Source organism: Microcoleus sp. B7-D4 (assembly GCF_036705125.1).
Classification (GTDB): Bacteria; Cyanobacteriota; Cyanobacteriia; order Cyanobacteriales; family Microcoleaceae; genus Microcoleus.
This window is the reverse complement of the sequence record NZ_JAUBTT010000028.1, coordinates 4,748-23,176: the sequence shown is the minus strand read 5'-3', so window position 1 is coordinate 23,176 and position 18,429 is coordinate 4,748. Positions and strand designations below refer to the sequence as shown.

At 43.1% G+C, this 18,429-nt stretch carries 16 protein-coding genes; 6 read left to right on the top strand and 10 right to left on the bottom strand.

The annotated features are described in order from the left end of the window. Nucleotide 1 precedes the first annotated feature (1 nt). Nucleotides 2–1,228 carry an RNA-guided endonuclease TnpB family protein gene (locus QUB12_RS13440; protein ID WP_333144009.1) on the bottom strand — a complete coding sequence of 409 codons (1,227 nt, stop codon included), beginning with the start codon at nt 1,226–1,228 and terminating at the stop codon, nt 2–4. Between the two features lie 175 nt (nt 1,229–1,403). Here QUB12_RS13440 and QUB12_RS13435 point away from each other — a divergent pair, with 175 nt between their 5' ends. Then, entirely contained in the window at nt 1,404–1,916 is a 513-nt protein-coding gene (locus QUB12_RS13435) for a DUF1648 domain-containing protein (protein ID WP_333144008.1), read from the top strand. Nucleotides 1,917–2,295: 379 nt separating this feature from the next. On the opposite strand, the gene QUB12_RS13430 is transcribed toward QUB12_RS13435, so the two are convergent. After that, nucleotides 2,296–2,751 carry an aspartyl protease gene (locus tag QUB12_RS13430; protein WP_333107888.1) on the bottom strand — a complete coding sequence of 152 codons (456 nt, stop codon included), beginning with the start codon at nt 2,749–2,751 and terminating at the stop codon, nt 2,296–2,298. A gap of 64 nt (nt 2,752–2,815) precedes the next feature. After that, nucleotides 2,816–3,271, bottom strand: coding sequence for an aspartyl protease (locus QUB12_RS13425; protein WP_333144007.1), 456 nt, complete (start codon nt 3,269–3,271; stop codon nt 2,816–2,818). 120 nt (nt 3,272–3,391) lie between these two features. Between QUB12_RS13425 and QUB12_RS13420 the strand changes: the two genes are divergently transcribed. Next, nucleotides 3,392–4,684, top strand: a complete 1,293-nt coding sequence (locus tag QUB12_RS13420; RefSeq protein WP_333144006.1) for a pentapeptide repeat-containing protein — start codon at nt 3,392–3,394, stop codon at nt 4,682–4,684. A gap of 98 nt (nt 4,685–4,782) precedes the next feature. After that, nucleotides 4,783–5,922, top strand: a complete 1,140-nt coding sequence (locus QUB12_RS13415) for a mannosyltransferase family protein (RefSeq protein WP_333300760.1) — start codon at nt 4,783–4,785, stop codon at nt 5,920–5,922. Nucleotides 5,923–5,959: 37 nt separating this feature from the next. Here QUB12_RS13415 and QUB12_RS13410 read toward each other — a convergent pair whose 3' ends face one another. Beyond that, entirely contained in the window at nt 5,960–6,583 is a 624-nt protein-coding gene (locus QUB12_RS13410) for a TenA family protein (RefSeq protein ID WP_333144004.1), read from the bottom strand. Nucleotides 6,584–6,748: 165 nt separating this feature from the next. Here QUB12_RS13410 and QUB12_RS13405 point away from each other — a divergent pair, with 165 nt between their 5' ends. Then, nucleotides 6,749–8,686, top strand: a complete 1,938-nt coding sequence (locus QUB12_RS13405) for a hypothetical protein (RefSeq protein WP_333307125.1) — start codon at nt 6,749–6,751, stop codon at nt 8,684–8,686. Between the two features lie 56 nt (nt 8,687–8,742). Next, nucleotides 8,743–9,708 carry a glycosyltransferase family 2 protein gene (locus tag QUB12_RS13400; protein ID WP_333307123.1) on the top strand — a complete coding sequence of 322 codons (966 nt, stop codon included), beginning with the start codon at nt 8,743–8,745 and terminating at the stop codon, nt 9,706–9,708. A gap of 113 nt (nt 9,709–9,821) precedes the next feature. Here QUB12_RS13400 and QUB12_RS13395 read toward each other — a convergent pair whose 3' ends face one another. After that, complete coding sequence (locus QUB12_RS13395; protein ID WP_333307120.1) at nt 9,822–10,928, bottom strand: glycosyltransferase family 4 protein; 1,107 nt, start codon at nt 10,926–10,928, stop codon at nt 9,822–9,824. Nucleotides 10,929–11,014: 86 nt separating this feature from the next. Further along, a complete protein-coding gene (locus QUB12_RS13390; RefSeq protein WP_333307118.1) occupies nt 11,015–12,385 on the bottom strand; it encodes a condensation domain-containing protein in 1,371 nt (456 codons plus the stop codon). A gap of 1,099 nt (nt 12,386–13,484) precedes the next feature. On the opposite strand from QUB12_RS13390, the gene QUB12_RS13385 reads away from it, so the two are divergent. Beyond that, the gene (locus tag QUB12_RS13385; RefSeq protein ID WP_333143998.1) at nt 13,485–13,916 is read left to right on the top strand and encodes a hypothetical protein; all 432 of its coding nucleotides are present in this window, start codon (nt 13,485–13,487) and stop codon (nt 13,914–13,916) included. Between the two features lie 552 nt (nt 13,917–14,468). Here QUB12_RS13385 and QUB12_RS13380 read toward each other — a convergent pair. The 4 genes from QUB12_RS13380 to QUB12_RS13365 form a co-directional block, all read right to left on the bottom strand. Continuing rightward, nucleotides 14,469–14,669: a hypothetical protein gene (locus QUB12_RS13380; protein ID WP_333143997.1), complete on the bottom strand. Its 201-nt coding sequence runs from the start codon at nt 14,667–14,669 to the stop codon at nt 14,469–14,471. Nucleotides 14,670–14,967: 298 nt separating this feature from the next. After that, a complete protein-coding gene (locus QUB12_RS13375; RefSeq protein WP_333143996.1) occupies nt 14,968–15,750 on the bottom strand; it encodes a hypothetical protein in 783 nt (260 codons plus the stop codon). A gap of 165 nt (nt 15,751–15,915) precedes the next feature. Further along, nucleotides 15,916–16,845, bottom strand: a complete 930-nt coding sequence (locus QUB12_RS13370) for an LD-carboxypeptidase (RefSeq protein ID WP_333143995.1) — start codon at nt 16,843–16,845, stop codon at nt 15,916–15,918. A 179-nt stretch (nt 16,846–17,024) separates the two neighbouring features. After that, nucleotides 17,025–17,996 (bottom strand): transposase, encoded by a 972-nt coding sequence (locus QUB12_RS13365; RefSeq protein ID WP_333143994.1) that lies wholly within the window; start codon nt 17,994–17,996, stop codon nt 17,025–17,027. Nucleotides 17,997–18,429: the final 433 nt, after the last annotated feature.

The following is an 18,429-nucleotide window of genomic DNA, read 5'->3' as shown; positions in this document are numbered from 1 at the left end:
ACTACCCAGCGCTGATGCTATCGCATACAGCGTGGGCTTCTGTCTTCGTAGGGGAGTGCCTCAGATTGGACTTACGCCCCACCTTTGGACTTACCTCCCCTCCAACAGCAGAAACGGCCGTTCCATCCGTCTTTAGCATTCTGATACCTTCATTCCTGATATTTGTTGCAGCATTGCCATCTCTGTCGTGATGAGTGCCACAGTGAGAGCAAGTCCACTCGCGCACATCTAGAGACATTTCCGAGACTTGATGCAAACAAACTGAACAGGTTTTGGAGCTAGGGAACCATCGATCAATTTCTACTAACTTACCGCCTGTGCGGTCTAATTTGTAGCTCAGGAAATTGACAAACATTCCCCAGCCAGCATCAGATATAGCTTTAGCTAAGCAATGATTACGAACCATGCCTTTAACATGAAGATTTTCTACTATGACAACTTGGTTTTTGTTGACCAGATTTGCGCTGAGTTTATGCAGAAAATCATGCCGACTATTGGCTACCCGTTCGTGTACCTTAGCCACTGATTTTTTAGCTTTTTTGCGAGAATTACTACCATCCTTTTTACGCGCTAATTTTTGCTGCTTACGCTTGAGATTTTGTTGATATTTTACAAAATGTTGAGGATTCTCAAACTGAGAAATCTTAGTGCCGTCGGCAACGATCGCAAAGTGTTTTAATCCTAAGTCAATCCCAACGATTTTCCCAGAGGTAGAAATTTCTGGATTTTCACCTTCAATCTCAAATAAAATTGCAGCAAAGTATTTACCCGAAGGGTTTTGGCTAACTGTGACAGTTTTGATTTTTCCGTCAATCGGTCTATGTAATTTTGCTTTGACTACTCCAAGTTTAGGGAACTTGAGTTCAGAGTCAGAAACGACTTGAACATTTTGGGGGTATTGAATCGACTGCTTATGCTTTTTTGACTTGAACTTAGGAAACTGAGCTCTTTTGTCAAAAAAGTTTTTATAGGCAGTCGTGAGATTAAGCGTAGCCGCCTGTAGCACTTGACTGTAGCAGTTACTTAACCATTCATATTCCTTTTTTAGTGCTGGCAGTAAAGCATTTAATGCAGATTGTCCCAGCCCTTTGCCAGTCTCTTGATAGACTTCAATGGACTTATTAAGCGCGTAATTCCACCACCAACGAGCGCAACCAAAACTCTGTGCCAGATGCTGGGACTGCCGATCGGTAGGGTATAAACGAACTTTGACAACTTTGCGTAGCATTTACTTACTGGTAATTGCTATTAATAGTAAATATTATATCAAAGGTTTTGCCGATCTGCAAAGATCGCAAAGCGAACAAGTGGGCATCGAACCCACTTGTTCTGTACGCTTTCATCCCGGCACTCAACGGACTACCATTAGAGTGCGGGACTTCCCGCTTGTTAGTTAAGTAGCCATGACTGGAAACGCACCAAACCAACGGCCGGTTATTTCTCTGGGGCTTTCGCCTGTTTTAGTGGCGGTAGAGCTTTTAGGTGCGATCGCGATTTTGCTGGCTGTTTTGCTCATCGTCAAGTTTTGGGCGGTTTTGCCCGATCGAATTCCGATTCATTTCGGCTTGGGGGGGGTGGCTGATGCTTGGGGCGACAAGGTGACGATTTGGATCGTGCCGGCTGTGGCTGCGATTATTTTTGCGGTTTTAACTGCGGTATCGCGCTATCGGCATACTTTTAATTATCCGGTACCGATTAATTCTGAGAACGCTCGCCGGCAATATCTGTTGGGGCGAGGCCTTTTGGTTTGGCTGAAGGCGGAGATTTGCTGGCTGTTGGCGTTTGTGGTGCGACAGCAAATTCTTGTCGCTTTGGGCAATGCTCAAAGGTTTAGTATGGAGTTGCTTTTAGGGATAATTGTTTTGATTTTAGGGACGGTTGACCTGTATTTACTCAAGGCTTATTCGGCTCGCTAGATGTAGGGCAAAAAACTTATTACATATACCCAAAAACTAAGTTTTTTGAGCATTTTTTAAACCGCAGTTAATAATATATAACCTCTCAAAATCAATATTTTTTTAAGAATGAGGAATAAATTACTCAATTTTTTTCTGAGGAGTTTAGTCCTCACTACAAACATTTTTGAGGGCGGGTAATTGACCAAGAATTTCTTGATGGTACCCGCCACGTGATGTATCCGTGGAATCAATCCAAAATCTAAAATCTAAAATCCTCAAGCCCCCGAATTTATCCGTGGGGTCAATCCAAAATCTAAAATCTAAAATCTAAAATCGATTGACTGGACATGAGAGGAATCACAGCCCAGAGGTTTGTGGTGCGGTAAACGCCGATCGACTAACCCATCAGATATGTTTGCTGATTGTTCATCGGCAATACTCGCAGCCGTTGATTTTTCAAATCGGGTTCTAATCCTAGTTCTTCCATTGGAATCACGCCCAGCAAAACAGCAGAAACGCCTTCGGGCAATTCTAAACAATCAAATCTCCCTTCTCTCCCTTCTACAATAATTTGAGCGCCGGCAAAAATTCGACCTGTTGTGATGCCAGCCGATGTTTCTACATCTCTTTCTCCTACTTGTTTTAAACCGATTTGGCTAATAATGAGAGCTGGCAGGGAAAGCAGTGTCGCTCCGGTATCGACAATCACCTTATCGATCGTCACAGAGCGAACTTCCTCAGCAGAAATGAATCCCCGTTCAGCCATAACTAGATCGATGAAATTCGTGACGGCGATTGTTGTAAGAACTTGACCCATTTGTTTTTCTTGCAGATTGGGGAGTACGAGTGTCATAATTATGTTACCTCTTTGAGTGGATTTTATGGTACATCTTTGGGCTGTTTCGTCCGCTAGAATATTAAACCATCAGATATGTTTGTTCTTCATTCATCGGCAATACTCGCAGCCGTTGATTTTTTAAATCTGGTTCTAAGCCTAGCCTTTCCATCGGAATCAGGCCCAGCAAAACCGCATCAACTCCTTCGGGCATTTCCAGGCAGTCAAACACTGCTTGTCGCCCTTCAACTTCCAGCATTATATCTTGAAAAATCCGCCCTTTTCTGATTCCCGCAGCAGTTTCTACATAGGTTTCTCCAAGCTGGCTTAAACCCAACTGGCTGATAATGAAAGCTGGTAAGGCAAGCAGAGTGGCTCCGGTATCTACTAAAACTTTATCGAGAGTTAATGAACGAATTTCACCCGCAGGAATGAACCCCCGCTCAGCTAGGACTTGATCGATGCGATTCGTTACGGTGATTGTTGTAAGAACTTGACCCATTTGTTTTTCTTGCAGATTGGGGAGTACGAGGGTCATAGTACGTTACCTCTTTTGAGTGTAATTAGTGGAGATTTCTATTGTAATATTATCTAGAATACTGCTAGGTTAGTTAAAATCGTTTTAGTGATCGGCTAAAATTAGAATTTGCCTCAACGCATGACACCAGAAAACAACTCTTCTCAACCCAATCGCCCTGAATCTAACGTGACTGTAGAAAGTCAGAACGGTGCGAACCCTACTGTGCCACCAGAATCAGGGACAATCGTCGCTACTGCTGAACCGGAAAAACCGGTGCCGCCGCCTCCAACTCGCAAGGTTTTTCTGCCCCAGCAGCCGGAACAAACGACTGCTGAGAAGTCGGGGGCGGCGCTGACGCTGGGGTTGATCGCAGCGATGATTTTTGGGCTGGCCAATGACAACATTTGGCTGGGCTTAATTGGCGCTGTCGGTGCGATCGGCATATCGCTGCGACTGATGTGGCCGAGTTGGGGCAAAATCTGGGCGCAGGTAATTCCGCCGACTTGGCGCACTCTGATCGTCGCCTGCTTCGGGCTTTTAGCTGGGATTGTTGGCTTGCTGATGCTCAGCGGTAGTAATACTGAACCGGGAAGCCGCAACATCCAAATCAACTGGGACGCCATCGGGGCTCTCGGCGAGTTGATCGGCGCTTTGGGCCAAATTTTGATCGCAATTTTGGGCGTTTACGTGGCTTGGCGGCAGTACGTGATCTCGAAAGATTTGACGATTCAGCAAAATCGAATTACGCAGCAGCAAACGATCGATGCTTATTTTCAAGGGGTTTCGGACTTAGCCCTTGACGAACAAGGGTTTTTGGAAGACTGGCCGCAGGAAAGGGCGATCGCAGAAGGCCGCACGGCTGCGATTATGAGCAGTGTAGATGCTGAAGGTAAAGCTAAAATTCTGCGGTTTTTGTCGCAGTCTAGATTGGTTACTCCTCTGAAGCGCGATCGGCTTTTAGGCCGCCCCATCTTTGACGGCGACGGCGGCTACGCTGAAGATAGAGAGCACGGTATCCGCGTTATCGATCTCAATGTCATGTTAGCGGGTGCTGACCTGGCTGGCACCGATTTGCGGTGGACGGATTTGAGCGAAGCCAACCTCGTCCGCGCCAATCTCAGCAAGTGCGATTTAGTGAAAGCCAACCTCTCGCGCGCTGTCTTGTACGACGCCAATCTCGCTCGCGCCGACATGAGAGCAGCCGCATTATTCTACGGCTCGGCACAAACTGCATCTCCCCGCAGCCGTACCGAATTTCCCAACTATCAAACGGGGGAACATACTGGCGCTGTGGTTGAACGTGTTGATTTCACCGGTGTCAAGCGGCTGTCGGAGGAGCAGCGCTATTACTGCTGCGCTTGGTGCGGCTCGAAGTCGAGAGAGACTATTCCCGGCGGCTGCGAAGGGATTCCCAATAAACTGGGACGTTAAAATTAGCAGTACGGCTGTACTTGCGTATATATTTGGCGATCTCGCTGGCAGCGGACTATACTTGAATTCTCAATCTACAGTCTTGCGCTGTTTTAGGGATGACAAATACTGATTTAGGGTTAGAAGTAATTGGGCACCGTCCGCGCTCCAAAAGCAGGGACGGGCTAATTTTTGTAATTGCTATGTGGTTTCTGAGCCGATCGGTAATTGCGATCGGGATGCAGATAATTGCTCCTTTAGCCTCCCTCCCGCCAGAGGATTGGGCCCCTCTAAGTTTTGCCAGTGGCTTCCTTCCCAAAAGTGGCTGGGAACTGTTTTCGCACTGGGACGGTAAATGGTACGTCCAAATCGCTAATTTAGGCTACACCTATGCAGATGACGGGCCGAACTATTCTGTGGCTTTTTATCCCCTGTTTCCTTTGCTGATGCGTGGGTTGACGACTCTGGGAATGCAAGTGGAAGTAGCAGGGGTACTCATCAATAGTTTGGCCTTTCTGGGTGCCTTAGCCGTGGTCTACTTTTGGGTGGAAGAGCGATACGATACTGGTGCAGCCAAGTGGACAACTGCTGTGCTAGCTTGGTGTCCGTTCTCACTATTTTGCACTGTCATATACACAGAAGGATTGTTTTTGTTCCTGACAGCATCGGCTTTACGAGCTTTTGAAAGGGGCGAGTATATTTGGGCGGCTTTTTGGGGAGCTTTGACGACTGCTACTAGAGGGCCAGGAGTAGCCCTGATACCTACTTTTTTGCTGACAGCTTGGAGGGAAAAAAGACCTCCCCTGGCTTATGCTGCGGGTTTTGGTAGCGCGATCGGGTTTTTTTCATTTATTTTATATTGTGCTATTAATTTGGGAGATCCTTTAGCATTTATTCACATCCAAAAACACTGGCCTCAGCCTACTTGGTGGGAGATATTTAAGGACTTGTTCAGTTTCAGCTTGTCCGGTGCTACTAAAGTTGGGATGGTTTTTGGCGGTGGCTTTTTGTTGTGGTATTTACGAAAAAGGTTGAGCATTACAATCATTTGCTTCGGTTTTTGCTCTTTGGCCCTGCTGGTTACTTCGGGAGCTTTACACTCGGTAGAGCGCTACGCTTACGGTATTGTGCCACTGTCAATAGGTGTTGGCTTGTTATTGGCGGATAGGCCTCGTTGGGGTTACGGGTTGATGGGATTGTTTGGTATATATCTGCTGCGCTTTTCCGTGAGATTTGCTAGTTGGCTGTGGGTAGCTTAGGGGCGATCGCTCTTAATATCTTTTGCCCAAACTTAATTTACTCTATTTCCCAAGCTGCCTGAAAAAAGTCTCTTTCGCACAGCATGGCGTAGTGATAGGTTGCTTCTACTTCCGGCGTCGCTTCGGCGTAGCGATCGACCAAACTTTCCAGCCGCTTTGCTAAAATCTCAAAATCCGGGCTGCTATAGGTGGAAATCCAGTCCCTAAAGGCGTGTTCCGGTATATTAGGTTTAGCTAGCTGCTGTCCCAAAAAAGCATACAACCGCAAGCAAGGAGTCATGGCGGCTACTGTCAAACCTACACCACTCCCCCAGGCTGTCGCTAATAAAAAATCTGTGTAGCGGCGGGTAGCAATTCCCGGTTTTGCCTCTTGCAAGTTTACACCCCATTTGGCTGCATATTTTTGATGCAAACGAAGTTCTTCTAAAACGCCGCTACCGAGATTGTGGAGAATTTCAAACCCCTCCCAGTCGGGTGCTTTTGCCGCAGCGATACTGTAAGCGCGAGCGAATGCTCCCAGAAAAAATGCGTCTTGTGCAACGTAATAGGCAAAACTATTTTGGGGCAGGCTGCCGTCAGCAATGCCTCTGACAAAGGGATGTTGCAGACAAGCTTCGCTTAAGTCTTGATTGGCTTGCCAAAGATAGTTAGAATTAGCCATGATTTGTTTATCTCTCCGTTATGATGGTAATTGTTAGAGGACTTACGCAAACCACATGGTTTATACTATAAAACAGTGGGGAAAGACAACCAGGAATTAACAATAAAACCTGGGTTTTAGCCTTCCCGCGCTGAGCGTCCTGTCTTAAATTCAGGCTCCCAATCTATGATAACAGATATATTCGGCTTGATTCCATTGGTGGCTCTGGGCATTTTGTTTCTCATATTTCATAAAATAGATAATTGTTGGCGCAGCGCTATTTTGTCCGCAGCAATTGTGGCGGGAGTTATTGTTGCTTTATCTACTGAAATTTTTAGTTTATTTAGGTTGCTGACTTTTGAGTGGGTGTTCGGGCTGTGGTTGGTAGTAGATATTCTGTTGTTGATTTTTTATCTAAAATTTAAAATTGTCCAGCCAATTGTGGAGAAAAATCAAGATGAGAAATTTCCGAATTTCTTACTGGGGTTGCTAGGCGGTGTATTATTTATTTTTGCTGCGGTGGGCTTGATTGCTGTAGTTGCACCGCCTAACAATTGGGATTCTATGACTTATCACATGAGCCGGGTTGTGCACTGGATGCAAAACCGTAGTGTCGAGCATTATCCTACTTCTTATGTGCCACAGTTGTATCACCCGCCTTGGGCTGAGTTTGCGATTATGCACTTTCAGATTTTAAGCGGGGGCGATCGCTTTGCTAATTTGGTACAGTGGTTGAGTATGGTGGGAAGCGCGATCGCAGTTTCTTTAATTGCTAAGCAACTGGGCGCTAATTTACGCGGTCAAGTTTTTGCTGCTGTTTTTGCTGCGACTTTGCCCATGGGTATCCTCCAGGGTTCTAGCACTCAAAACGATTATGCTGTATGTTTCTGGGTAGTTTGTTTTGTTGGCTGCGGTTTAGCAGGACTCTCCGCAGGAATTACGGGGTTTAATACTTTTAAAATTGGTGCGAGTTTGGGTCTAGCTCTCTTGACCAAAACGACAGCTTATATATTTTGTTTCCCTTTTATTGTTTGGTTTATTGTAGGAGGAATTAAATCTTTTCGGGGGAAGATGCTGCCACCAATTTTGATAATAGCCACGGTGACTTTAGTTTTGAATATCGGTCACTTTTGGCGAAATTACGATTTATTCGGTTATGCGATCGGAGCACCTCAAAGTTTTACTAAAGAATATAAAATAGAAGTATTTACCCTGCCAACTTTTCTGTCAAATGTAATTAGAAATTTAGGTATGCAAGCCGGTACGAGGATTTCCCGAATTAATGGTATAATTGTGGGAGGTATCAACCTCCTGCACAGAATATTGGGCGTAGCTACAAACGACCCGCGCATCACTTGGCCTCCCGGACAAGTATTTGCGATCGCTACACCGTCATTTAATGAAAACACAGCTACAAATCCCATTCACTTCTGGCTGACACTTGCCACGATCCCACTTATACTTAACACCCCAAGTTGGAGAAAAACAAAAATAGTATTAACCTATTTAAGTGCTGTAATAATGGCATTTTTACTGCTGTGTCTTCTGCTGAAATTGCAGCCTTGGCACAGCCGACATCACATGTCAATATTTGTATTATTTTCCCCACTATTTGGATTAGCCGCATCGGAATTATCAAATCATAAAATAGCGAATTATCTGGTCGCCATTCTGATTGTCATGTCGCTACCTTGGATTTTTTACAACAACTTTAGACCTCTTCTGGGAGATAGTAACATTTTTAATAGCAGCAGACACGAGCTTTACTTTGCAAGTCGGCCGAACATCGAGGTTGCTTACAATACAGCAGTAGATTTTGTTAAATCTAAAAACTGCACGAATATAGGACTGTCATTTTGGGCTAAAAATGTCTGGGAATATCCCTTGTGGGTAATGTTTGCAGAGTCGGGAAAACCAGCACCTCGCATCGAGCACATTTCCACTATCGATCCTGTTGTCCAGCAAAAGCTCAACTCGGAACCTTACAAAAGTTTTACCCCTTGTGCCATAATTTACTCAGCTACAAAAAATGACGACCGACAAGGAAAAGAGATGGTTGTAAAAAATCAAATTTACCTACAAAAATGGTCAATGGAGCCACTAAGTGTATTTGTGAAAAAATAACCTTTGGATTTATTTGATTTAACAGTTGAAAACCTGATTCCCCTAAATAAACTGCGATGAACGATAGACCTAAGTATTCCTTGATAATTCCCATCTATAACGAGGAAGAAAATTTAGCTGAACTTTACCGGCGAATTAGTGCCGTGATGGCTCGAATGGACGGCCCAGTAGAATTAATTTTAATCAATGATGGCAGTCGCGATCGCTCTCTCGAACTTTTGCGAGAATTGCACGAAAAAGACTCGCGAATTTGTTACCTCAGTTTTGCGCGCAATTTCGGTCATCAAATAGCTGTAACTGCTGGTTTAAACTTTTCTAGAGGTCAAGTTGTAGTCATCATGGACGGCGATTTGCAAGACCCGCCAGAGCTAATTATGGATATGGTAGAACAGTGGCGGCAGGGCTATCAAGTGGTTTACGCTCAGCGCACTCAACGCCGTCAAGAAGGTTGGCTTAAGCGGTTGCCGGCTTATATGTATTATCGCATTTTGCGCCATCTTGCTGATGTTGATATTCCGATAGATACCGGAGATTTTTGTTTGATGGATAGGTGCGTGGTGGACGTACTGAATGCCATGCCTGAACGCAACCGCTACATTCGGGGATTGCGCGCTTGGATTGGTTTTAAACAAACGGCAGTTAAGTTTGAACGCGATCCGCGTTTTGCTGGCGATGTTAAGTATACCTTTAGTAAATCTTTCGCTTTGGCGATGAACGGTTTAGTGTCTTTTTCAAAAGTTCCTTTGCAACTGTCAATTTATTTGGGTTTATTTTCGGCTTTCGTGTCTGTTTTGATGGCTTTTTTGGTTTTGTATTGGCGTCTTTTCTCTCCTGGTTCGGCATTAACTGGTTTGACAATTGTGATTATGGCGGTTTTCTTTTTGGGTGCGGTGCAGTTGGTCAGTATTGGGATTTTGGGTCAGTATATAGGGCGGATTTACGAGGAGGTGAAGGATCGGCCACTTTATACGCTGGCAGAAGTGGCGGGTTTCGAGCCACTACGTCAAAAAAATGGTAAATAAGCAGGACTTTTTTACTATCTTGACGGCCTAAAGATAGCGGTTGTATGGTGGGTCGGCTGAATCACCTGAACCCTGAACCACATTCAAAATGCGGGTTGTGGATTCATTATTTTCTACTTAATTTCAGCCGATATAAACTCCTGATGCCATTGTTGAGCGACTCTATCCCAGCCAAATGAATCTTTAAGTTCTAATGCTTCCTGTCTTAAAGAGTCTTGTTTCTCAGGATTTTTTAACAAGTCAATCACTGCTGCAATAAAAGCATTATTAGTTTCCTCATCCCCAGCAGGCCCTTTAATTCGGATACCTGATTTCACAGTTTCATCTAAACCTCCATAAGTTGTCACCACCGGAACACAACCAGCAGCTTGCGCTTTCCAAGCACTAATACAGAAACTTTCAGGTGTATGACAAGGATAAACCCATACTCCCGATTTGAATAATTCTTCAACTAATTCTTGTTGTCCAATTCTACCATGTTCATAAACATTTTTCTGGTTGAAAAGACGCACTAATTTTTGCTTTTGAACTGGTAATTGTGGAAATTTATTAATTAATTGTGAATTAATTAAAGCATCAACCACTTGCCAACCGTAAAAAACATGAAACTCGGCATCTGGTACTTCTTTGATAACTTTATCCCAGTGTATAAGTAAATGTTCAATACCTCTTGTATAATCACTAATCGAAATTAGCCTTTTGGGATTTCTAGCAATTCCTGTTAAATTGAAATCTTCGAGATTAATCCCATTGGTTGTTAAAAAAATCTTGTCTTCAGGAATCCAGTCTGGCAGCAGAGATTTATGAAAATTTGACAACATAAAAAGTTTGTCAAAACTTGCCAGAAATTCCAAACGCTGAGACTCTTCTAAAGGAGGAAATAATTGCGGGTTATCGTGCATCCACACCGCAGTTTTTCTGGCTTTCACTTTCATTAGCATAGGTTGTGTCCAAGCCCGATGAAAGATTAAGACATTAAAGTTATCTTGGGGATTAAATTTATCAACAGACTGATAAACTACTCCATTATATTCCCCTTCCATATCACCGCATCGATTAAAAACAGTAACCGCGTAGCCTAACTTAACGAATTCTTGACTTAAGTAAACGATCGCTTCCTCGCTTCCGCCAATACCTTTATTCACAGATAAAGGAGACCAATCTTCTACATGAAAGGGAAAATTTGAATAAATTACAAGTGACTTATTGTCCCAGTTCATATTATTTGATTTTTACCATTTGTTGACGTAAATATTGTAGAATAAACTTATATTTTTGTCAAATAAATCCCAGAAATTAAAAGAGTTTAATTTTGTGTGACTGACTCACACAACATTGTTAACGTCAAATTTGGATTGATACACACTTTTTCTATGACTGTCATCACATCATCAGCAAATAACTGTGCTGTTCGATCGCTGATTACAGGTTCTACATAAATAAAATTGCAAAATAACTGCTCGTTTAGCGTGAGAACACCTAACCAAAAACAATCACCACTAATATGTTGAGGAAAAGCAAAGTAGAATTCCTTAACCTTTAGCTTATCGGCTTGATGCCGGAATTGAAATTTGCCTCTATTAGAAATTGCAAAAAGATTATTTCTTCCCATAGTATCTTCTTTACTCAAGATAGACTTAATCACGAGTTCCTTCATGGAATCCATGTCAAGATTACGTAATTTACCTTCTTGTAGTCTAGTTATATGGACACCGCTAATTAAAGAATCATGTATTTGGGATTTACATTCTCTAGCTAAATCCCAAAAAGATGTATTTGGCTCAACTAACTGATTAAAACCCAGCACAGATATAAAACAACCTAGATTTTGGTCTGTGATTTCAGGCTCACAATATTTTCTCAAATCTACAGGTAAACCATAGGAGAAATTTGCCTGTGTATCTATTGATAGTAATTTACCAGCAGCAAATAGCATTGCCGCACACATAGCACCATGCACTGTGGTTTTTTGTTGTTTGCATTTATCAATTAGTATCTTAGTCTTTTCTTGACTAAGCATTCGCGGTAACATCCGAGTTAAACGTTCGTTAGCGGATGCTTGATGTTCAATAATTAATTGGGGTGGTAGAGAGGGTTGTTCAGTTGCGAGTGGATGATTTTCCCTTGGTTCTTTACTGGTAATATTATAAGTAACTAAATTTTCTATGGGCTGAATAAATTCTAGGGAGTCTACTTGAGATATATTCTCTCCATCCTTGATTTTTTGACAATAAAATAACAGGTCATCAATAAAGCGCATACATGATATGCCATCTACAATTCCATGATGAAAGGTAATAATCATTTCACAGGTATTTTGATTCTGAGGAGAATACAAAAGAGTTAGGCGACACAGAGGATTTTTCCCTAGTGTAAATTTTGTATGTATTTCTTTCTCGGCAAGTTTAATTGCTTCATTTTCATCTTTTTTGTATATAATTTGGACTGGAATTTCCGTTATTCCTGACGATTGAAAATATAATCCATCCTCAGACTCAACAATGTAAACTTGGAGCATGGGATGACGCTGTTGGACTAATTTAAGAGCTTGTTGAACAACATCCGGTGTTAAAATCCCTTCCAGATAGACAACATTTACAATTAGTCCACCTCCCACGTCATGGCCGAGCGCCATCCACATTTCTACCAAACCAAGTTTTCTGCTGAAAGATTTCATTTGGATTTTCTCTGATTTCAAAGTTTATCTACATTTATGCAATTGCTCAATTATCCAAAATTGAGTGGTTTGTAACAATACTCCGGACTATTTTTAAATAGGGATGCGATGCCTTCGGCAAGCAACGCTTACGCAATAAAGCACAGAAGCGAAAAAAGTGAGTGCAATCTGAACCCAAAATGAACAGAAAAAAAGGCGCTCTTTTAGGTTAAGCTATAAAATCACACAATCTTAACAGATTCCATTAGGAAAATTATGGAATCCATCTTACAACAAATGCCGAGGATTAGTCAACCCCAAAAGAAGTTTTTAATCACTTTATTCTAAAATATTTTGCTGATCCTTTTGTTTTGTCAACTTCACGAATCTCAGTCGTTATAGTTGTTTGAGCGAAAAAACCTACCGTCCTCTCTTTCTCAAAAGCTTTAACTTTCCACCATTTAATCAATATTTGCTCGAATCTGCCTTAAATCCTGAACACACAGTCATTGCTGGTATTGAGTGTTTTTTTTTATAAAAACTGGCCAAAAGACTGACGGTAAAGCTTATTTTTATAAGGGTGTAGCTGGTAAATCGGAACAGGGGTTGGAAATTCCTGTAATTTCTATTGTCGAAATAGATAGTCGTTTATCTTATAGCTTAAGCCTACAGCAAACTCCATCACGCCCTCAAATAAAGCCCGCGAAAAAATGCCCCAAAATCCGAAGAATTGCTGGTCGAAAAAAAGTCGAAAAAAACCGGAATTTTCAAGTTCAAAGCCTGACATCACAAGAGTTGATGACTATGCAAAACATTTGAATAATACTCGTTATTTCTTCCCTAGTTCTGTACGTACAAATGGTCGCTGATGGCTATTAATATCGCTCTAAATTCTGGGATGCTGTGCGGGAGTTAAATTTAAACTTTATTGGCAAGCGAGCGAGTTGATGCTAACTTACGCTATCTCTATAAAGGTGAACAAAAAAACTGGGAGCACCTCACAAATATGATGGTAAATTTAACTCTAGTGATTTGAGTCGTCTTAAATTTATTAAAAAAATAAAAGCGGGAGTTTCATTATATACATTGGTACTAGGCGAGTTGTTGTTTAAATTGCCAGATGAGTTTGGCTTGTATTTCTGAGGTTCAAGCCAAGGGAAATATCAAAAATGCGTTATTGTTTAGCACTGATATTCACCTGCTGCCTGAGCAAATTGTTGAATATTATCAGGCTCGTTTTCATATCGAATTTATTCTTCGTGATGTCAAGCAATTTACGGGATTGTCTGATTGCCAAGCTCGTCATTTACCGCGACTTAATTTTCATTTTAATGCCAGTCTTATTGCCTTCAATTTAGCTAAACATCAACTCTCTACTTGTCATTCATCTGCCAAGTCTTTTGTGTTTTCAATAACCTCTTATAAACGTCTGGAATTCAATAAACACCTACTTTGTACCTTGATTGACAAGTTAGATTTAGACCCAGATTTGATTTTAAATCATCCTAATCTTTCTTCAGTCTTGTCTTATGGTAAGCTGTTCGACATTTAAAGGACAATTGTAGGGTGCGTCAGTACATAAGCGTTTCCCTTGTAAGCGTAAGTGTTCTAGCTGACGCACCTTACCTGGTTCGTTAGTTGTTTAAATGCGTAACAGCTTACTCTGGCTGCTTAAAAACTGTCGGGAGTATTGGCATAAGATATAATGAAGAAAGTTCTATAATGAAAATTAGCGCTAGGAAGTTATTTAGGCAAACAATCCTATTAAGGAATTAAAAATAAATAAGGTGACTAATAGAGCAATAGTTTACCTTGGAGCAAGGCTTCTGGGGTTTAATTGTACAACTTATATTATGTCCGGTCGATTCCCTCCGCTTCGCTTCGCCCGACATCAGGTAGGGGTTCCCCTCACCAACAATATCTGCCAATAATTGACAATCTCAAAAACCCGCCCGACCGGGATATTATGGTCAATCGATCGGACATGATATTATTGATTTTTCATTCCTAAGTCACGAAGAAGTCGCAAAGCTTGCGAAGCAAATTTATGAGAGCAGCATCCGCGAAAAAGTAGAGTCAGAAAACAATATTGGTAAAATGGTGATTATCGACACACTTTAGCCAATCCCGCTTCATACTCTGCATCGACTTCATCAAGTAGCGCATCTAACCGCCCATCCTCCAAATCGTTTTCAATTTGCCTATCCCAAACCTGTTGGCGATACTCTATCAGCCAAGTAGTGAGTTCGGATAGTTCCTTAACTGACAAGTTCATAATTGCTGTTTCAAGTTCTTTAACGCTCATACATTTTGCCACATCATTAATATTATTAATATACCAATAATCCTGAACGCACGGGTAGTCATAAACCAGGTTTTTTCCGAAAGACGCGTTGCAGCTTACAGATGAGCGTGAAAAACCCGGTTATGAAGGTTAGTTGTAGATTATACAGAGCGACGCAGCCGTAAGTATGGTGGGCCGCTGCGAGATTTTCGAGTTTATTTCTAGATTGTAAATAGCGACGTACCCACGGTATTTTTTAGGGTGCGTCGCTGTGACATTTTCGAGTTTATTTCTAGATTGTAAATAGGGACGCACCCTACTATCTCGTCACGCAGACTCCGCCCACCACTACCCGACATTGATCGCGGTCCGCATCAAATCTACTATCATTCCGCCTCGCCGAATCTAAATTTCTACTCCGCGAATTGTAGTAATAATCTCCCGCCGGAAAGTTTCTAGTCGGGACAGCGCAGTAAGTCGAGTCTTGATTTCCATCGTCAAATCTGACTCTCACCATAGAACGTCTCTCGCGACAATCAACAGACCGCAAGCCAAAATCATCTTCCAGAAGCTGTGCTCTGTCATATCGACCGTCATTTCGGCCGTCATCTCGCCTCGTGTACCAATCGTCCCGCGAATTGCGAGATCGTCTGTTGCCCCCATCAATTCCCGAAACTTCCAGCGTGTAGCTACCGCCCCTGGCTGCATCTTTTGCTAACACTAAAAGCTTATAATCGCCAGTACGGGGAATTTGATAATTAAAAGAACGGTCTAGCGTAAAAGCGACTTGTTTGTTGTTCCCGTAAAACAGCACCATGACGGGAGTAAAACCGCGACTTCTATCTGTATCTAAAAAAACTTCAATGTTGTCGCCTTCCCTTGCGCTGAATGTGTATTCTTGACCGCGCAATTCTTCCGTCGGAGTTCCGGGTGTCCACATATTTCGGAAACGGTAAATCGGGGAAGTGCGACGAATTACTCCGTCAATGCGATCGTTATTACCTATCTGTTCGCCAACCGCACTTGAGGAAATTCCGGTAAGTGCCAATCCCGTAACTAGGACTGCGGCAGCAATACTGTTTAACAAGTTGTGTGCTTTCATATCAACCTCTGGAAAATTTTAAAATCTTTTTGCTTTTTTTGTGCCGACATTTGCATACACAATCCATTTTAAATGTAATTTCTGCCAACCGTGTCAACCTCACCCAACCCGGCTATTTAGCGGGTGCAAAATCTCATGTTAAAGTTATAGACGTTGAGCCCTAATCTAAAGTTGCGATCGATCGCCACAAATCAGCAATCCCGATTCAGCGTCGAGACTCGCCATAATTCCCATTGGCAAAGCAGCGTTAACTCCCTCGTGCCCGAAGGGCAAATCCGAGACAATCGGAATATTCAAGTCCCCCAGCCGATCGCGCAAAACCTCTTCAATGCTAAAACTGGGAATACTCGGCTCAATCTCGCAGCGACTGAAGCGCCCCAAAGCAATGCCCCGCACCCCAGCGAAAGCCCCCGCCATCCGCCACAAAGTCAACATTCGATCGACCCTGTAAGGAGCCTCGGAAACATCCTCAAATGCGAGAATAACCCCGGTCAAATCCGGTTGATACGGGGTTCCGAGCAAATGAGAAGCCACAGTCAGATTCGCAGGAAACAGCCGCCCGGTGGCTTTTGATCTGCCCCATCCTTTACCTTGCAAAGATTGTAAGGGACGACCTTCTATGCAGTCAAAAAGTCGATCGACAGACCAATCCGGTTCATCCGCCAAAGTTGTCAGCATCGGCCCGTGAACGCCCCAAATGCCCAATTTGTCGTGATTCCACAGCAAAGCAGTAATGTCGGAAAAGCCGATTAACCATTTCGGGGAATGGGAATTGGGAGTTGGAAATTGGGAATTTGCCCAATCTCCCACATTTCCTTTTTCCAAAAGTCGAGTGCTGCCGAAACCGCCTCGAACACACAGAATACCGCGACAATCCGGGTCATTGAGGGCATCTGCCAACTGTCGGACGCGGTTTTCATCGGAACCGGCCAAATAGCCCCAGCGATCGTCAAAACCCGGTGTTAATTCAAGTCGATAGCCACGGGATTTCCAAATTTCTACACCCCGTTCAAAGTTGGTTGATTCTCGCAAACTGCCACTAGGGGCAATTACTTTGAGCAAATCTCCTGGTTGCAGAAATTTTATGTTAGTCATTAGTTATTAGTTATATCGTGTTTTGTGAATCGATCGTAATTCTGTAGGGGCGGGTTTTACAGACAATTTCTGACTGAAACAGACCATCTCGAAAACCCGCCCCCACCCACCCATAAATACAAACCTACCTTTTCGGATTGGTGCATCGAGCGTAATTACGTAGATACTGTCTAGACAAGTCAAGGGGTAGCAAGTAAATAATTGGGGTCGAAAGGCTTTTGGGACTTTAAAATACCAAAAGCCAAATGCACCAATTTCCGCATCAAAGCACCAATCACCTGCATTTTGACCTGGACACGACCCAATAATCTCTCGCTCATAGCTTTGAGTAACGGATTGTGACGCATTGCCACTACCGCCGGCATATACAATGCTTTTCGCAGTCGGACATTGCCCGTGCAAGATAAACGTGTTTTGCCACGAACACTCGTTCCTGAACTGCGTTCACAGGGAGTTAAACCTGCATGAGCAGCTAACTGACGGGCGTTCTTATAATCCTCAATCCGACCAATTTCAGCTAAAAATACAGAAGCTGTCACATCTCCAATTCCGGGAATTGATGTTAAAAGGTCGCGCTGCTGTTTCAAATGCGGATGTCGGTCAAAATGGTCGCTAATTAATTGTTTTATCTGTGCTTGTTGTTGTTTGAGGTACTCCAAATGTTCCTGGGTAAGGGAAGCAACAGTTGCTGTGGCTGTTTCCAGACGGTTTTGTTCGGCAGTAAACATTTCCATTAAGGAATCTAGTCGTCGCAACAGGGCTTGTAATTCTTTAACTTCTGGTGCCGTAGGCGTCCAGAATGAGGGTTTAACAGCCGCACAAAAACGGGCAATCAGTGCTGCATCTACGGAGTCTGTTTTGGTACGCAGGAGTTCGCTTTTAGCAAACCCTTTAATCCGAGCTGGATTGACTATACTGACCTGATATCCGGCTTGGTAGAGAAATTCTGCCAAGGCTTCTCCATAGATGCTGGTGGCTTCCATGCAAGCATGAACTTCCTCAACACCAAGTTGTTTGAGCCAAGAATGTAAACTCTCAAAACCTGCGCTATTATTGGTGAATTTTTTGAGTCTGGTGCCACCACTTTCTTTCAGTAAAACGACATGAAAGTCTTTTTTACTGATGTCTATGCCTAAAACTTTGGATGTCATGGTTTGCGGATGCTCTGCGCTGAGTGTGAAAGAACAAAACAGGCAATAGAACTAACCTTGTAAATGCAGGCTTTCTCATGAAAACGAGAGCCTAAGATACCGCCTGTGTTTAGAGTGCGCCTGTCATCAAAAATGTCCGCTTATCTACACACCAGACTTGTTTTAGTCGATCGGGAAGGGCCAACTTCACCGATTGCTGATGTCCTTGACTACACTTTCTACTATCTCTCGATCTTAAAGTAAGAAACTTGAAGAGTTTCTTTATATTTCCTCGCTAACGCTGATGCTACCTACATTGGTTCGATCACCTACATCGGTTTGATCGAGAACATCGGTTCGATCGCCTGACTGACTGCTCGATCGCCTGACTGACTGCTCGATCGCCTGACTGACTGCTCGATCGCCTGACTGACTGCTCGATCGCCTGACTGAC

What these genes read in the sequence shown, in the direction of transcription:
- QUB12_RS13440 (WP_333144009.1), bottom strand. Translation starts at nt 1,228, where the DNA reads ATGCTACGCAAAGTTGTCAAAGTTCGTTTATACCCTACCGATCGGCAG.
- QUB12_RS13390 (WP_333307118.1), bottom strand. Translation starts at nt 12,385, where the DNA reads ATGAAATCTTTCAGCAGAAAACTTGGTTTGGTAGAAATGTGGATGGCG.
- QUB12_RS13410 (WP_333144004.1), bottom strand. Translation starts at nt 6,583, where the DNA reads ATGGCTAATTCTAACTATCTTTGGCAAGCCAATCAAGACTTAAGCGAA.
- QUB12_RS13415 (WP_333300760.1), top strand. Translation starts at nt 4,783, where the DNA reads ATGACAAATACTGATTTAGGGTTAGAAGTAATTGGGCACCGTCCGCGC.
- QUB12_RS13370 (WP_333143995.1), bottom strand. Translation starts at nt 16,845, where the DNA reads ATGACTAACATAAAATTTCTGCAACCAGGAGATTTGCTCAAAGTAATT.
- QUB12_RS13430 (WP_333107888.1), bottom strand. Translation starts at nt 2,751, where the DNA reads ATGACACTCGTACTCCCCAATCTGCAAGAAAAACAAATGGGTCAAGTT.
- QUB12_RS13425 (WP_333144007.1), bottom strand. Translation starts at nt 3,271, where the DNA reads ATGACCCTCGTACTCCCCAATCTGCAAGAAAAACAAATGGGTCAAGTT.
- QUB12_RS13420 (WP_333144006.1), top strand. Translation starts at nt 3,392, where the DNA reads ATGACACCAGAAAACAACTCTTCTCAACCCAATCGCCCTGAATCTAAC.
- QUB12_RS13405 (WP_333307125.1), top strand. Translation starts at nt 6,749, where the DNA reads ATGATAACAGATATATTCGGCTTGATTCCATTGGTGGCTCTGGGCATT.
- QUB12_RS13395 (WP_333307120.1), bottom strand. Translation starts at nt 10,928, where the DNA reads ATGAACTGGGACAATAAGTCACTTGTAATTTATTCAAATTTTCCCTTT.
- QUB12_RS13385 (WP_333143998.1), top strand. Translation starts at nt 13,485, where the DNA reads ATGAGTTTGGCTTGTATTTCTGAGGTTCAAGCCAAGGGAAATATCAAA.
- QUB12_RS13400 (WP_333307123.1), top strand. Translation starts at nt 8,743, where the DNA reads ATGAACGATAGACCTAAGTATTCCTTGATAATTCCCATCTATAACGAG.
- QUB12_RS13375 (WP_333143996.1), bottom strand. Translation starts at nt 15,750, where the DNA reads ATGAAAGCACACAACTTGTTAAACAGTATTGCTGCCGCAGTCCTAGTT.
- QUB12_RS13365 (WP_333143994.1), bottom strand. Translation starts at nt 17,996, where the DNA reads ATGACATCCAAAGTTTTAGGCATAGACATCAGTAAAAAAGACTTTCAT.
- QUB12_RS13435 (WP_333144008.1), top strand. Translation starts at nt 1,404, where the DNA reads ATGACTGGAAACGCACCAAACCAACGGCCGGTTATTTCTCTGGGGCTT.
- QUB12_RS13380 (WP_333143997.1), bottom strand. Translation starts at nt 14,669, where the DNA reads ATGAGCGTTAAAGAACTTGAAACAGCAATTATGAACTTGTCAGTTAAG.